Source organism: Streptococcus cristatus (assembly GCF_019685515.1).
Classification (GTDB): domain Bacteria; phylum Bacillota; class Bacilli; order Lactobacillales; family Streptococcaceae; genus Streptococcus.
On record NZ_JABFFN010000001.1, the window covers coordinates 874,556 to 889,233 of the forward strand.

14 protein-coding genes, 1 tRNA gene and 1 riboswitch are annotated in these 14,678 nt (G+C 41.6%); of the genes, 10 read left to right on the forward strand and 5 right to left on the reverse strand.

The annotated features are described in order from the left end of the window. Positions 1 to 3,054 (forward strand): pneumococcal-type histidine triad protein, encoded by a 3,054-nt coding sequence (locus FOA33_RS04255; RefSeq protein ID WP_221160747.1) that lies wholly within the window; start codon positions 1 to 3, stop codon positions 3,052 to 3,054. A gap of 35 nt (positions 3,055 to 3,089) precedes the next feature. On the opposite strand, the gene pepT is transcribed toward FOA33_RS04255, so the two are convergent. After that, on the reverse strand, positions 3,090 to 4,313 hold the full coding sequence (gene pepT, locus FOA33_RS04260) for a peptidase T (protein WP_221160748.1): 1,224 nt from the start codon (positions 4,311 to 4,313) through the stop codon (positions 3,090 to 3,092). Between the two features lie 153 nt (positions 4,314 to 4,466). On the opposite strand from pepT, the gene hemH reads away from it, so the two are divergent. Then, complete coding sequence (hemH, locus tag FOA33_RS04265; RefSeq protein ID WP_221160749.1) at positions 4,467 to 5,561, forward strand: ferrochelatase; 1,095 nt, start codon at positions 4,467 to 4,469, stop codon at positions 5,559 to 5,561. Positions 5,562 to 5,602: 41 nt separating this feature from the next. On the opposite strand, the gene mscL is transcribed toward hemH, so the two are convergent. Then, positions 5,603 to 5,983 (reverse strand): large conductance mechanosensitive channel protein MscL, encoded by a 381-nt coding sequence (gene mscL / locus FOA33_RS04270; protein WP_311043419.1) that lies wholly within the window; start codon positions 5,981 to 5,983, stop codon positions 5,603 to 5,605. 78 nt (positions 5,984 to 6,061) lie between these two features. Continuing rightward, the gene (locus tag FOA33_RS04275; protein WP_221161282.1) at positions 6,062 to 6,499 is read right to left on the reverse strand and encodes a GtrA family protein; all 438 of its coding nucleotides are present in this window, start codon (positions 6,497 to 6,499) and stop codon (positions 6,062 to 6,064) included. A 28-nt stretch (positions 6,500 to 6,527) separates the two neighbouring features. After that, a riboswitch (PreQ1 riboswitch) is annotated at positions 6,528 to 6,624 on the forward strand. Between FOA33_RS04275 and FOA33_RS04280 the strand changes: the two genes are divergently transcribed. The 4 genes from FOA33_RS04280 (at position 6,622) to dapA (ending at position 9,734) form a co-directional block, all read left to right on the forward strand. After that, positions 6,622 to 7,131 carry a QueT transporter family protein gene (locus FOA33_RS04280; RefSeq protein WP_221160751.1) on the forward strand — a complete coding sequence of 170 codons (510 nt, stop codon included), beginning with the start codon at positions 6,622 to 6,624 and terminating at the stop codon, positions 7,129 to 7,131. It overlaps the preceding riboswitch by 3 nt. 104 nt (positions 7,132 to 7,235) lie before the next feature. Continuing rightward, positions 7,236 to 7,308: transfer RNA gene (locus FOA33_RS04285), tRNA-Thr, on the forward strand. Positions 7,309 to 7,665: 357 nt separating this feature from the next. After that, a complete protein-coding gene (locus tag FOA33_RS04290) occupies positions 7,666 to 8,742 on the forward strand; it encodes an aspartate-semialdehyde dehydrogenase (RefSeq protein ID WP_221160752.1) in 1,077 nt (358 codons plus the stop codon). A 56-nt stretch (positions 8,743 to 8,798) separates the two neighbouring features. Continuing rightward, positions 8,799 to 9,734 (forward strand): 4-hydroxy-tetrahydrodipicolinate synthase, encoded by a 936-nt coding sequence (gene dapA / locus FOA33_RS04295; protein ID WP_221160753.1) that lies wholly within the window; start codon positions 8,799 to 8,801, stop codon positions 9,732 to 9,734. A gap of 42 nt (positions 9,735 to 9,776) precedes the next feature. Here dapA and mnmE read toward each other — a convergent pair whose 3' ends face one another. Both mnmE and FOA33_RS04305 read right to left on the reverse strand, forming a co-directional pair. Continuing rightward, positions 9,777 to 11,150, reverse strand: a complete 1,374-nt coding sequence (mnmE, locus tag FOA33_RS04300) for a tRNA uridine-5-carboxymethylaminomethyl(34) synthesis GTPase MnmE (RefSeq protein ID WP_221160754.1) — start codon at positions 11,148 to 11,150, stop codon at positions 9,777 to 9,779. A 134-nt stretch (positions 11,151 to 11,284) separates the two neighbouring features. Continuing rightward, a complete protein-coding gene (locus tag FOA33_RS04305; RefSeq protein WP_001117401.1) occupies positions 11,285 to 11,467 on the reverse strand; it encodes a 4-oxalocrotonate tautomerase in 183 nt (60 codons plus the stop codon). A gap of 122 nt (positions 11,468 to 11,589) precedes the next feature. Between FOA33_RS04305 and FOA33_RS04310 the strand changes: the two genes are divergently transcribed. The 4 genes from FOA33_RS04310 to FOA33_RS04325 are packed head-to-tail and all read left to right on the forward strand — an operon-like array spanning position 11,590 to position 14,678. Next, positions 11,590 to 12,180: a thymidine kinase gene (locus tag FOA33_RS04310; RefSeq protein WP_221160755.1), complete on the forward strand. Its 591-nt coding sequence runs from the start codon at positions 11,590 to 11,592 to the stop codon at positions 12,178 to 12,180. Further along, on the forward strand, positions 12,177 to 13,256 hold the full coding sequence (gene prfA, locus FOA33_RS04315; protein WP_001028815.1) for a peptide chain release factor 1: 1,080 nt from the start codon (positions 12,177 to 12,179) through the stop codon (positions 13,254 to 13,256). The genes FOA33_RS04310 and prfA overlap by 4 nt, the downstream gene beginning before the upstream one ends. Further along, the gene (gene prmC / locus FOA33_RS04320) at positions 13,256 to 14,092 is read left to right on the forward strand and encodes a peptide chain release factor N(5)-glutamine methyltransferase (protein ID WP_221160756.1); all 837 of its coding nucleotides are present in this window, start codon (positions 13,256 to 13,258) and stop codon (positions 14,090 to 14,092) included. The genes prfA and prmC overlap by 1 nt, the downstream gene beginning before the upstream one ends. Continuing rightward, positions 14,076 to 14,678 carry an L-threonylcarbamoyladenylate synthase gene (locus FOA33_RS04325; RefSeq protein WP_221160757.1) on the forward strand — a complete coding sequence of 201 codons (603 nt, stop codon included), beginning with the start codon at positions 14,076 to 14,078 and terminating at the stop codon, positions 14,676 to 14,678. Before prmC ends, FOA33_RS04325 begins: the two co-directional genes overlap by 17 nt.

Here is a 14,678-nt window from a genome sequence, read left to right on the forward strand (position 1 = left end):
ATGAAAATTAAGAAAAAATATCTTGCAGCAGGATCGGCTCTAGTCCTTTCCTTAAGTCTTTGTATCTATGCATTAAATCAACACCAGGTAGAAGGAAACAAAGATAAAAATCGTGTGTCTTATGTCGATGGAAAACAAGACTCTCAAAAAACAGAGAATCAGACACCAGATCAAGTTAGCAAAAAAGAAGATATTCAGGCTGAGCAAATTGTCGTGAAAATCACCGATCAAGGTTATGTGACTTCACACGGTGATCATTTCCATTATTACAATGGGAAAGTTCCTTTTGACGCGATTTTCAGCGAAGAGCTTTTGATGAAAGATGCCAATTATCAACTGAAAGACGCTGATATTGTCAACGAAATTAAAGGTGGCTATATTATCAAGGTGGATGGCAAGTATTATGTCTACCTTAAAGATGCAGCTCATGCTGATAATATTCGTACGAAGGACGAAATTGAGCGCCAAAAACAAGGTCATACTCATGATGCACCAACTTCTAACAGTGCAGTGGCGCTTGCTCAATCTCAAGGTCGCTATACCACCGATGATGGGTACATCTTTAATCCATCTGATATTATAGAGGATACTGGTGATGCTTATATTGTCCCTCATGGTGGACATTACCACTACATTCCTAAGAGTTCTTTGTCTGCTAGCGAATTAGCTGCTGCCCAAGCCTACCTCTCTGGAACTAGAAAACAAGCAAGTGTGACTGACTATCGTCCGAGTCCAAACGCAACTAGTCAAACTCGCAATCTTAGTCAAGAAGCTGAAAGACCAATCAATCCAGAAGAGAGCTTACAGAGTCTATTACAACAGCTCTATGCTCTTCCAAGTAATCAACGTTATGCTGAATCAGATGGCTTGATTTTTGATCCTGCTAAGATTTCAAGCAGAACACCGAGTGGAGTGGCGATTCCTCACGGAAATCACTATCATTTCATCCCATATACAAAGCTTTCTGCCTTGGAAGAAAAAATTGCACGTATGATTCCTTTATCTAGCGACAGTGGGAAGCCAACACCTTTGGAAAATTCAGGCAAACCAGCAGAACACCCAGCTCAACCAAATCATTCTCATGACCAAGACGGTGACCATGGAAGTCAGGATACCAACCATGAAGATCATGACCATTATGGGGAGGAGCATGACAACCATCACGGCGAAGAACATGACCATGGTTTTGCAGCTGACCGTGTTATTAGTGAGGATGAGCAAGGGTTTGTAGTTTCTCATGGAGATCACGCTCATTATTTCTTTAAGAAAGACTTGACTGCAGCCCAAATCAAAGCTGCCCAAGATCACTTGAAAGAAAATCATCAGCCTCAGTACGTTCAACCACTTGCAAAGACTGTGGAAAGTTTCTCAAGAGATGCTAGCGATGAAGAAAAAATCAAGTATATCTCACAGACCTACGGGGTTCCGCTTGAAGCAATTCGTATTTCAAATGGATTCTTTGTCTTTGGAAATCCGGATCAAGCCTATGATCCAACCCATATCCATCCCTATGCAGTACGAAAAGAACATGTTCGTATTCCTCTCCAAACTGGGAATCCAGAACTGGATTTCCTAAATGAACTTTATACGACTGCCCTACGTGATGGGGTGTCTCCTTATAGTTTACAGGTAGAAAGTGGTAGTTTTGTCATTCCACATGGTGATCACAATCACTACATTAAGGTTCAGACCAAGGGCTATGAGGTTGCTTTAAAGAACAAGATTCCTACCCTACAATCAAGCTATCAGCCTGGAGCTTTTGACGAGCAAACTGTTCTTTCTAAAGTTGATCAACTGTTAGCAGATAGTAGAAGTCTCTACAAAGACCAACCTATCATGCAGAGACGGGTAGAACTTGCTTTGGGTCAATTTACCGAGAACATGAAAAAACTAGCGACCAACTCAACTGCTGGATATCTAGCAGCCTTGGATCTCTTTGATAAACAGTATATCCATGTGGATCAAAGTGTGGCACCGGTTGAAACTTCACCTTTAGATAAGAAGTACCAAGCCCTTGTAGATAAGATCAATACACTGGATACGGACGCTTATGGCTTGTCTAAGAAAGATCTTTTGGTACATTTGCAGGAAGCAAAACTAGCACAGGATGAGACAGAGTTGGCTGCGATTGAAGCGAAACTTCAAGCTTTGCAAGATTTCCGCGATCGGACAGGAGTCACAACAGTAGAGTACATCAAGTACTTCTACGAACATGTATCTGATGGTCGACTCAGAGAAGAACTTCGGAACCGTGTTGCCAAGTTGACATGGGAACTTTACCAGTCACAATCTTTCCTCAAAGCGACCGACTTGAACAAGTTATTCCCAACTATTTACCAAACTAAGCTAGAAGTAGAAGAAGCTCTCAAAGAAGAACCCGTTTCTACAAAAGCTGGTAAGACTATTCTAGATACGGAAAAAGTAGATAGTCAAACCGCTAAGACAGCCATCTATGAATTCCTAAAAGAACTCTACGGTGATTTTATGTCAGAAGAGCGGGTTAGCCATGTTAAGAAGGAAGAAGTGGATGCTCTCCTAACTAAAGCTACCCAACTCCTAGCGCGTGTCAAGGAAGATGGTGTCAAACAATCCCTAGCTGAAGAAGCAGCTAATATCAAAGCGGCTACTGAAAAGGAAAATGCAGACCTTGACGAAGCTAAAACACAACTTGAGGATCTTTTAAATCGTATTGCAGCGACTATCCAACGAGAGAAAAAAGAAGCAGAACAGGATCCACAAACGGTGATTATTTACCAAAAACTCTATAATGTCTTGCTCTCTCTTCACAAGTACTTAGAGGATAACAAAGGATCTGATGCTGACTTTGAACGTGTTGATGCCCTATTTGATCAACTTGCAGCCAAAAGCAGTGATAAAGAAGGTCTCCTCACTCTAGCTAAAGAAATCATTAGCTTGAACCAGGAACTCCGTTCAAAAGCAAGTAAAACTGATAGCCAATCTAAGTCTGAGAAAGACAGTGAAACAGCTTCTTCTCAACCAACAGAAAAGCAAGCGCAAAGTGAGTCTGAGCCAAGTGCTCAACCAAACGAATAAAAAGAAAAGCGAAGTAGCTAAGCTACCTCGTCTTTTTAGTCTTTATAAGATACAATGCCAATGATGGTATCCACCGCACGCTCCATAGTCTGAAGGCTGACGTATTCAAAACGGCCGTGCATGTTTTCACCACCTGCAAAGATATTTGGGGTTGGAATACCCATAAAGGAAATCTTAGAGCCATCTGTTCCACCACGAATCGGTTCAATGATTGGTGTGATTCCTAGATCTTCCATAACGGCTTTGGCAATGGTAACGGGCGTCATGTCTTTCTCGATGACTTCTTTCATATTGTAGTACTGATCAGTGAGAGTGAGTGTAACGCGGTTATTCCCAAGCTCTTGATTCATCTTGTCGGCGATGGCTTGCATAGCTACTTTACGTGCTTCAAAGGCATCCTTTTCAAAATCTCGAATGATGTAGCTTGCACGCGCCTCCTCAACACTACCTGACACATCCATAAGATGATAGAAACCTTGGTAACCATCTGTCAGTTCAGGTCGGTCATTCTCTGGAAGTTGATTATGAAAATCAATTGCTAGCTGAAGTGCATTGACCATCTGACCTTTAGCAGTACCAGGATGGACATTGCGTCCTTGGAAATGAAGCTCAGCAGCAGCTGCTGAGAAAGTCTCGTACTGAAGTTCTCCTAGCGGACCACCATCAACAGTATAGGCAAAGTCAACGTCAAAATCTTCTGCATCAAACTTGTTAGCTCCAACGCCAATTTCTTCATCTGGACCAAAACCAACTCGAATCTCACAGTGTTTGATTTCGGGATGAGCTGTCAAATATTCGATAGCAGTCATAATCTCAGCAATCCCTGACTTGTCATCAGCACCTAGCAAGGTCGTACCATCTGTTGTGATAAGCGTTTGACCTGGATATTTCTCAAGACTCTTAAAGTCAGCTGGATCCAGTTTGAAACCAGAATCACCCAAGTCGATAACTCTACCATCGTAGTTTTCGATGACTTGCGGATTAACTCCCTCAGCATTAAAGTCAGCAGTGTCCATGTGGGAGATGAAGCCAATCTTGCGTGTCAGGCTGGGATCATTAGCTGGTAAGGTACCAATAGCAAAACCATTTGGGAGGTAGTAAACATTTTGCAGACCGACACGTTTCATCTCAGGAATAAGAACAGTGGTCGCAAAATCTACCTGGCTTTGCGTACTTGGAGTAGTAGTAGAGTGTTCATCAGAACGCGTATTGACCTTAACGTAGGTCAAGAAACGATCTAAAAGGTTCGGATAAGTCATAAAAACTCCTTTATTATCATTTTTTTTCATTGTATCATAGAATGGAGAGAAAGACAAAGAGAAGTAAATAAAAATAAAATGAATGAAAGCGTTTATTTATGATATATTTCATAGTAGAATGGTAATTGAAAAAAACATCACAAGGACATATCAATGAAAAAAGCAATTTTAATGATGACATTCGGTTCGCCAGAAGAGATTACCTTTGAGAGTGTGGCGGATTTTTTTACCAATATTCGTCGTGGAATCAGACCCAAGGATCACGAGATTCAGACCCTCTATGACAATTATGTTCGTATTGGTGGGACGCCTTTGCAGCGGATTACACGTGAGGAGGTCAATTTACTCAAAGAACGTTTAGGGGAGGAGTACGGTATCTACTTTGCCAACAAATTTTCTCGTCCCTTTATTCCAGACGTGATCAAGCAGATGGAAACTGATGGTGTTGAAGAATGTATCTGCTTGATTTTGGAACCTCATTATTCTTTTTACTCAGTCATGGGGTATGAAAAGTTTCTGGAAAGCCAGCAGATCCGATTTTTAGTTATTAAGGACTGGTATCAACAACAGCCTTTGCTGGACTTCTGGACAGATGAGATTAGAAAAATTTTACGAAACCATGTGGGAGAAGAATCCTTCAAGGTAATCTTTTCAGCCCATAGCGTCCCCATTTTTGCCTTGGACTTTGGAGATCCATATATTGATCAGATTTTCGATAATAGCAGGCTCATTGCTGAACAACTCGGCCTAATGACAGACCAGTATACCAATACTTGGCAGAGCGAAAGTGATATTGGAATCCCTTGGATCAAGCCAGATGTCTTAGAATATTTACGAGAACAAAAGCAACATCCAGAACATTATATTTTTATCCCGATAAGTTTTATCAGTGAGCACATCGAAGTCTTGTTCGATAATGATGTGGAATGTTATGATTTGTGTCAAGAATTAGGTGTCACTTACCATCGTCCACCGATGCCCAATACGGATAGCCGTTTAATTGACGCTTTAGTTGCTACTGTAAGAGTCAATGAAGACAAAGAATTTAAAGCTTTTCTCCCAGAAGAAGAAACCTTTGATGAGTTAACGCCTTCGGCAACTACCAAGGACATCATGAAAGAGACAGACGACCTTCAGATGCCAGAATTTGTCAAAAAACTCATTGAGAAAAAAGGCCGTGAAAATGTAAAGATGCCTTATTTGATCAAGAAAATGCTCGAAAAGGCTGGGAAGTTACCAAAAGAGTAAAGAGAAAAGGATTTAGCTTCAAGCTAAATCCTTTATCTGTCTTATTTTTTCTCAAGAAGGGCTTTGATTTCTTGAAGAACTTCAAGTTCAGTTGGAGTAGCAGGTGCTTCCTCAACCACTTCCTCTTTCTTACGAAGGTTTTGAGCTTTTTCAATACCTTTGATAACGAAGAAGAGAACTGTACCCACAACAAGGAAGTTGATAACAGCGCTCAAGAAGCTACCGTAACCAACACCATTCCATGAAAGTTCAGCGATACGTTCAACGTTCGCAGCTTTCAAAGCTGGGTTCAAGATAAGTGGAGTGATGATATCGTTAACGAGTGAAGTCACGATAGCACCAAAAGCAGAGGCGATGATTACACCGACAGCAAGGTCAACGACATTACCACGAAGCAAGAATTCTTTAAGATCCTTTAACATTTTCATAAATTCCTTTCCTAATTTTTAACTTATTATATCCTAAATAGTGACAAAAGGCAACCTGGATGCTTAAGGAAGTCAGTTGCTCCTTTTAAAAATATAGATTTTACTGAAAATATAATTAAGCAGAATAATCAAGATTTGTGCTAGGATGGTTTCAACCGTATTAACCCTATCTATATTATATTCAACAAACTGACCAATAACATTAGGAAAGGTTGTAACGAAGATATAAGTTAAAAGAACGTCAAGTCCAAGTGTAGAGAGACGAGCTAAGAAAAACTTAGCCAGCCGAGTTGGCCAATTTCTTCTCTCTTGTTTAAAGACTATTGTATCATTTGTGAGAAAGGCAAAGAGAATCCCGATAAGATTTGCGAGTACGGTTGCCAGAATTTCCTGGTGGCTGATGTGGTAAATAACCAAACGCGATAAAATAGAAACCAGAGTAGTAGCAGCACCGAAAAATAGGTAGGAGAGGATTTCGTTATCGAAGAATGCCTTTATTATTCTTTTCATGGTTTTAGTATAGCATAATGTCATATATTGTGCTATACTGGTAAGGTTGATAATCTCAACCCTTGGTGCTTAACTTCTTTCACCAAGCATATTTTACGCGGGAAACCGCTAAAGGAGAAAACATGAAAAAATTAACTGTTCGTGATATGGCAGATATCGCTATTGTCGCTGCTATTTATGTGGTTTTGACCATCACCCCACCGCTGAATGCCATTAGCTACGGCGCCTACCAGTTCCGTATTTCAGAGATGATGAATTTTTTAGCCTTTTACAATCCAAAATACATCATCGGTGTGACGATTGGTTGTATGATTGCAAATTTCTTTAGCTTTGGTCCAATAGATGTCTTTGTCGGCGGGGGCTCTACCCTAGTTTTCCTAAGCCTAGGTGTATGGCTCTTTAGCAAGTTCAAGAAAGACTATCTGTTTAATGGTTTGATTCGAAAAGATCATTTCTTCTTTTCAATCCTCTTCTCCATTTCAATGATTACCATTGCAGCAGAACTCTATATTGTTGCAGAAGCTCCGTTCTTCTTCACATGGTTCTCTACTGGAATTGGAGAGTTTGCTTCGCTGCTCGTAGGTGCGATTTTGATTGGTAAACTGGGACGTCGAATCGATCTAACGAGATAAGAAGTTTATAAGCTAGATTCTTGATAAATCTAGCTTTTTTCATTCCATAAATTAAAAGAGAGCGCTTGACAAGAACTAGGAACTATAGTATACTTTTTAGGTAAGCTGATTTAGCTCAGTTGGCAGAGCGCATCCATGGTAAGGATGAGGTCGCCGGTTCAATCCCGGCAATTAGCATGATAGAAACGAAATAACCTTGGGAAACCAAGGTTTTTCTTGTACACTTGTATAAATGAAGCAAAGAGTTTTGTCTGTTGACAAAAGTGACTCTATCTAGTAGAATAGTAGTTGCGATGAGTCGATAGGTAGTCTTCGGACTACTATTGAGCATAAGGAGGTCATAACGCAGGAGCGGACCTTGATGAGTTGTGTGAACCTGCTCATCACATGAAGATGCCTCTTAGTCCCTGGTCGAATGGCTAGGGATTTTTAGTTTTCAGAAAATATGGTCTAAAAATACTTTTCAATTTCTGTAAAAAGTAGTATAATACATCTATTATAGAAATTTTTAGAAAATTCCGAAAGAGGTTATTTATGGGATATACAGTTGCTGTAGTCGGCGCGACAGGTGCTGTCGGAGCTCAGATGATAAAAATGTTGGAAGAATCAACACTTCCTATCGAAAAAATTCGTTACCTTGCTTCTGCACGTTCAGCAGGCAAGACCTTGAAGTTTAAAGACCAAGATATTACGATTGAAGAAACAACTGAAACAGCTTTTGAAGGAGTTGACATTGCTCTCTTCTCAGCAGGTGGTTCTACATCAGCTAAGTATGCACCATACGCAGTGAAAGCTGGAGCAGTAGTAGTAGATAACACATCTTATTTCCGTCAAAATCCAGATGTACCATTGGTTGTTCCAGAAGTAAACGCTCATGCACTTGATGCCCACAATGGAATTATTGCCTGCCCCAACTGTTCAACAATTCAAATGATGGTTGCCCTTGAACCTGTTCGTCAAAAATGGGGCTTGGACCGTATCATTGTTTCAACTTATCAAGCTGTTTCAGGTGCTGGTATGGGAGCGATTCTTGAAACACAACGGGAACTTCGTGAAGTCTTGAATGATGGTGTAAACCCACGTGATTTGCATGCGGAAATCTTGCCTTCAGGTGGTGACAAGAAACACTATCCTATCGCCTTTAACGCTCTTCCACAAATCGATGTCTTTACTGACAATGATTACACTTACGAAGAGATGAAGATGACTAAGGAAACTAAGAAAATCATGGAAGATGATAGCATCTCAGTATCTGCAACCTGTGTACGTATTCCAGTCTTGTCAGCTCACTCTGAGTCTGTTTATATCGAAACAAAAGAAGTGGCACCAATCGAAGAAGTCAAAGCAGCCATCGCAGCCTTTCCAGGTGCTGTTCTTGAGGATGACGTAGCGCACCAAATCTATCCTCAAGCCGTCAATGCAGTGGGTTCGCGTGATACTTTTGTTGGTCGTATCCGTAAAGACCTAGATGCAGAAAAAGGAATCCACATGTGGGTTGTTTCAGACAATCTTCTCAAAGGTGCTGCTTGGAACTCAGTTCAGATTGCAGAAACGCTTCACGAACGTGGATTGGTTCGTCCAACAGCTGAATTGAAATTTGAATTAAAATAGTCATATCGTTTAGGAGTTCAGATGAACTCCTTCTTTGAAATAGAGAGGTGTTTCTCATGTCTTATCAAGTTTTAAAAGAGTGTAAAATCATCACGGCCTTTATTACCCCTTTCCATGAGGATGGTTCCATCAACTTTGATGCCATCCCAGCCCTTATAGAGCATTTATTGGCCCATCATACGGATGGAATTCTTCTAGCTGGGACGACTGCTGAGAGTCCAACTTTGACTCACGATGAAGAGTTGGAACTCTTTGCAGCTGTACAAAAGATTGTCAATGGACGCGTTCCTTTGATTGCAGGTGTAGGTACCAATGATACGCGTGACTCGATCGAGTTTGTCAAAGAAGTAGCAGAATTTGGTGGTTTTGCTGCTGGTCTTGCGATCGTACCATACTATAACAAACCTTCTCAAGAAGGCATGTACCAGCACTTTAAGGCAATTGCAGATGCTTCTGACTTACCAATTATTATCTATAACATTCCAGGGCGTGTAGTTGTCGAATTGACTCCAGAAACCATGCTTCGTTTGGCTGACCATCCAAATATCATTGGTGTCAAGGAATGTACTAGTCTGGCTAATATGGCTTACTTGATTGAACACAAGCCAGAAGAGTTCTTGGTCTATACTGGTGAGGACGGAGATGCTTTCCATGCCATGAACCTTGGTGCGGACGGGGTTATTTCTGTTGCATCTCATACAAACGGAGATGAAATGCACGAGATGTTGACTGCTATTGCAGAAAGCGATATGAAAAAGGCGGCAGCTATTCAACGTAAATTCATTCCTAAGGTTAACGCCCTCTTCTCTTATCCAAGTCCTGCTCCAGTTAAGGCAGTCCTTAATTATATGGGATTTGAAGCTGGACCAACTCGTCTACCTCTAGTTCCAGCACCAGAAGAAGATGCCAAACGCATTATCAAGGTTGTCGTAGATGGCGACTATGAAGCGACTAAGGCAACCGTAACAGGAGTCTTAAGACCAGATTACTAATAAAGATAATAAAATCCATGACCGAACGATCATGGATTTTTCTTATTTTCCTAAACAGAATTGGCTAAAGAGTTGGGTAATGAGTTCATCAGGTGCGGCATCTCCAGTGATTTCTCCGAGAATTTCCCAAGTACGGGTCAAGTCAACTTGCAACAAATCAACTGGCATCTCTAGTTCAAGACCTTCATTAACTGCTTGTAGGCTTTCAACTGCTTTTTCAATCAAGGAAATATGACGGGCATTAGATAGGTAAGTAGCATCTTGCTCGACCAAACCAGCATTTTCAAAGAAGAGGTCGTTAATACGCTCTTCGATCTTATCGATATTTTGATTTTTAAGAACTGAAATACGGATAACATCTTCAGGTAGTTCCGAAGTTTCAGTCGCTTCAGGAAGATCCGTTTTATTAAGTAGAATAATGCGGTTGGTATCCTGACTGATTTCTAAGAGTTGTCTGTCTTGTGCTGTTAGTGGCTCACTAGCATTTAGCACTAGTAATACCAAGTCAGCTTCCTTAAGGGCTTTTCTCGAACGCTCGACACCGATTTGTTCCACGATATCATCCGTGTCACGGATACCAGCTGTATCAATCAATTTTAGAGGAACGCCGTTGATGTTGACGTACTCTTCGATGACATCACGGGTGGTTCCAGCGATGTCTGTAACGATGGCCTTTTCTTCACGCAGGAGGTTGTTGAGGAGGCTCGATTTCCCAACGTTGGGGCGTCCGATGATGGCAGTGGAAATTCCTTCACGAAGGATCTTACCGCGACGAGCTGTCCTAAGGAGATTGGTTAGCAATTGCTCAAACTCCATAGTTTTCTCACGAACGACTGCAGTAGTGGCTTCTTCAACATCGTCATACTCAGGATAGTCGATATTGACCTCTACTTGGGCCAAGGTATTGAGAATTTCCTGACGAGTATTGTTAATGAGGTCAGATAGGGATCCATCAAGTTGTTTGACTGCTATATTCATAGCCTTGTCAGTCTTGGCCCGGATGATGTCCATCACCGCCTCAGCCTGAGTCAAGTCGACACGACCATTGAGGAAGGCACGCTTGGTAAATTCTCCAGGTTCTGCCAAACGAGCTCCTTCACGGATAGCTAGTTGGAGAATCTCATTAGTCACCGCAATCCCACCGTGGGTGTTAATCTCGATAATATCCTCACGAGTGAAGGTCTTTGGAGACTTCATAGCCCCAACCATAACCTCGTCCATGACCTCACCAGTTTGAGGATCAACAATGTGACCGTAGTTAAGAGTGTGGCTAGCAACCTTGCTTAAGTCTTTGCCTTTGAAAATCTTTTGCGCAATGGCAAAACTGTCAGTTCCGCTCAAACGGACAATACCAATAGCCCCTTCACCTAGTGGAGTAGAGATGGCAGCGATGGTATCAAATTCACGTGTAATCATACTAATTCCTTTTGTATTTCTTTTCTTAGGATATGTATCCAAGCATCTCTTCAAATTGTAACAAATTTAAACTATTTCTTCAATGGATGCTACTTGGAGATTGAAAAAGCCTAAGCAATTCTGCTTAAGCTAGCTTATTTTGTGCGCATTTCCCCTTGTGGGAAGTAAGTTCCTTCTGGCATGTCGTTGATGATGACATGAACGGCTGATTGAGGTGCTCCAGTGTTGCGAACAACAGCTTCCGTCACTTCCTTAGCAAGAGCTTTCTTTTGCTCGAGCGTGCGTCCTTCAAATAAATCGATGCGTACAAATGGCATAATAGCTTCCTCCACTAGTTTTTGATTTCTTCTATTTTACCACATTTTGCCGTTTAAAGCTTCAGAAAATTATGATATACTAGAATGTAGCAAAAATTTAGAAATGGACGTGAAATAATAGCATGGCACAGTTGTATTATCGTTATGGGACCATGAACTCTGGTAAGACGATTGAGATTCTCAAGGTGGCCTATAACTACGAGGAGCAAGGAAAGGGAGTTGTGATTATGACTTCGGCTCTGGATACGCGTGACGGTGTTGGCTATGTGTCGAGTCGAATCGGCATGAAACGCCCAGCCATTGCGATTGAGAAAACGACGGATATCTTCGGCTATATCCGAAACTTACCTGAAAAACCTTACTGTGTGTTGGTTGATGAGGCCCAGTTTCTCAAGCGTCACCATGTTTACGACCTAGCTCGTGTTGTCGATGAGTTAGACATACCTGTCATGGCTTTTGGTTTGAAGAATGATTTTCGCAATGAATTATTCGAAGGTTCAAAATACCTCTTGCTCTTAGCAGACAAGATTGAAGAAATCAAGACCATCTGTCAGTACTGTAAGAAAAAGGCGACCATGGTGTTGCGTACGCAGGATGGTGTGCCAGTCTATGATGGCGAACAAATTCAGATCGGTGGAAATGAAACCTATATCTCAGTCTGCCGAAAACATTATTTTGCGCCTGAAATCAATAAGGAGAATGAAGAAAAATGAACATCTATGATCAACTACAAGCTGTAGAAGACCGTTATGAAGAACTAGGAGAATTGCTTAGTGACCCAGATGTGGTGTCTGACACCAAGCGTTTCATGGAGCTTTCAAAAGAAGAAGCTTCGACTCGTGACACAGTAACAGCCTACCGTGAGTACAAACAAGTCCTTCAAAACATCGTTGATGCCGAAGAGATGATTAAAGAATCAGGCGGAGATGCAGACTTGGAAGAAATGGCCAAGCAAGAGCTCAAAGATGCCAAGGCTGAAAAAGAAGAGTATGAAGAAAAATTGAAAATCTTGCTCCTTCCAAAGGATCCAAACGATGATAAGAACATCATCCTTGAAATCCGTGGAGCAGCTGGTGGAGACGAAGCAGCACTTTTCGCTGGAGATTTGCTAACTATGTACCAAAAGTATGCGGAAGCCCAAGGCTGGCGCTTTGAAGTCATGGAGGCTTCTATGAATGGTGTCGGTGGTTTCAAGGAAGTGGTTGCTATGGTTTCTGGTCAATCTGTATATTCTAAGCTTAAGTACGAATCAGGTGCCCACCGTGTTCAACGTGTCCCTGTAACAGAGAGCCAAGGACGTGTACACACTTCGACAGCGACAGTGCTTGTCATGCCTGAAGTGGAAGAAGTTGAATACGATATTGATCCAAAAGATCTTCGTGTGGACATTTACCACGCATCTGGTGCTGGTGGACAGAACGTCAATAAGGTTGCGACTGCCGTTCGTATCGTTCACTTGCCAACCAATATCAAGGTTGAGATGCAGGAAGAACGTACCCAGCAGAAGAACCGTGAGAAGGCCATGAAAATCATCCGTGCGCGTGTTGCTGACCATTTTGCTCAGATTGCTCAAGATGAACAAGACGCTGAGCGTAAGTCGACAATCGGTACTGGTGACCGTTCTGAACGTATCCGTACTTATAACTTTCCACAAAACCGTGTCACAGACCACCGTATTGGTTTGACCCTCCAAAAACTAGATACCATTTTGTCTGGTAAATTGGATGAAGTTGTGGATGCCTTGGTTCTTTATGACCAAACACAAAAATTAGAAGAATTAAACAAATAATGAAATTAGCTCAATTATTTTCAGATTTTGAAGAAGAGTTGATAAGACAAGGAGAGGAAGCAGAAAGCCTCTCTTTTGTCTATCGTAGCTTAAAAAATCTCTCTTTTACGGACTTCGTCTTTGCCCTCCAACAAGAGGTAACAGAAGAAGAAAAACAATTTGTAGAAGAAATTTACCAGCAGTTAGCGGCTCACAAACCGGCACAGTATATCATCGGACAGGCAGATTTCTTTGGAATGCAGTTAAAAGTGGATGAGCGAGTTTTGATTCCTCGTCCAGAAACAGAAGAGTTGGTGGATCTCATCCTCACAGAAAATCCTGAGGAAAGTCTTAATATTCTAGATATCGGGACTGGAAGTGGTGCCATAGCCCTTGTATTAGCAAAAAACAGACCAGATTGGTCTGTAACGGCAGTGGATATTTCACAAGATGCACTAGACTTAGCAATGGACAATGCAAAAAATCAAAATCTTAATATATTTTTTAAAAAATCGGATTGTTTTGCAGAAATTTCTGGAAAATATGATATAATTGTATCCAATCCACCCTATATCTCTCGTGAAGATGAGTCAGAGGTCGGTTTGAATGTTTTGCATTCAGAGCCTCATTTAGCTCTCTTTGCAGATGAGGATGGCCTAGCTATTTACCGCAGAATTGCGGAAGATGCAAAAGACTATCTCACAGATGGTGGTAAGATTTACCTTGAAATTGGATATAAGCAAGGTCAAAGTGTTCCTGCGCTTTTTAGGAAATATCTTCCTGGAAAACGTGTACGAACACTTAAGGACCAATTTGGTCAAGATAGGATGGTTGTAGTTGATGATGGACAGGATTAGACAAGAGTTGGAAAAGGGCGGAGCAGTCGTTTTACCTACCGAGACAGTTTATGGTCTCTTTGCTAAGGCCTTAGATGAAAAAGCTGTCAACCATGTTTACCAACTCAAACGTCGTCCTAGAGATAAGGCGCTCAATCTTAATGTCGCTTCTCTAGAGGATATCTTGCACTTTTCAAAGAATCAGCCAACTTATCTACAAAAGCTTGTAGAGGCCTTTTTACCAGGTCCCTTGACCATTATCCTCGAAGCCAATGACCAAGTTCCCTATTGGGTCAATTCTGGTCTTGCAACGGTGGGATTTCGGATGCCGAGTCACCCCATTACACTGGATTTGATTCGAGAGACGGGGCCCTTGATTGGACCGTCTGCCAATATTTCAGGTCAGGCAAGTGGAGTGACCTTTGCTCAAATTCTAGAGGATTTTGACCAAGAGGTTCTGGGTCTGGAGGATGATGCTTTTCTAACTGGACAGGATTCGACTATTTTGGATTTGTCTGGAGACAAGGTGAAAATCTTACGCCAGGGGGCGATTAAGCGAGAAGATATTCTTGCACAGTTGCCAGAGATTTCTTTTGAGGAGGAATGA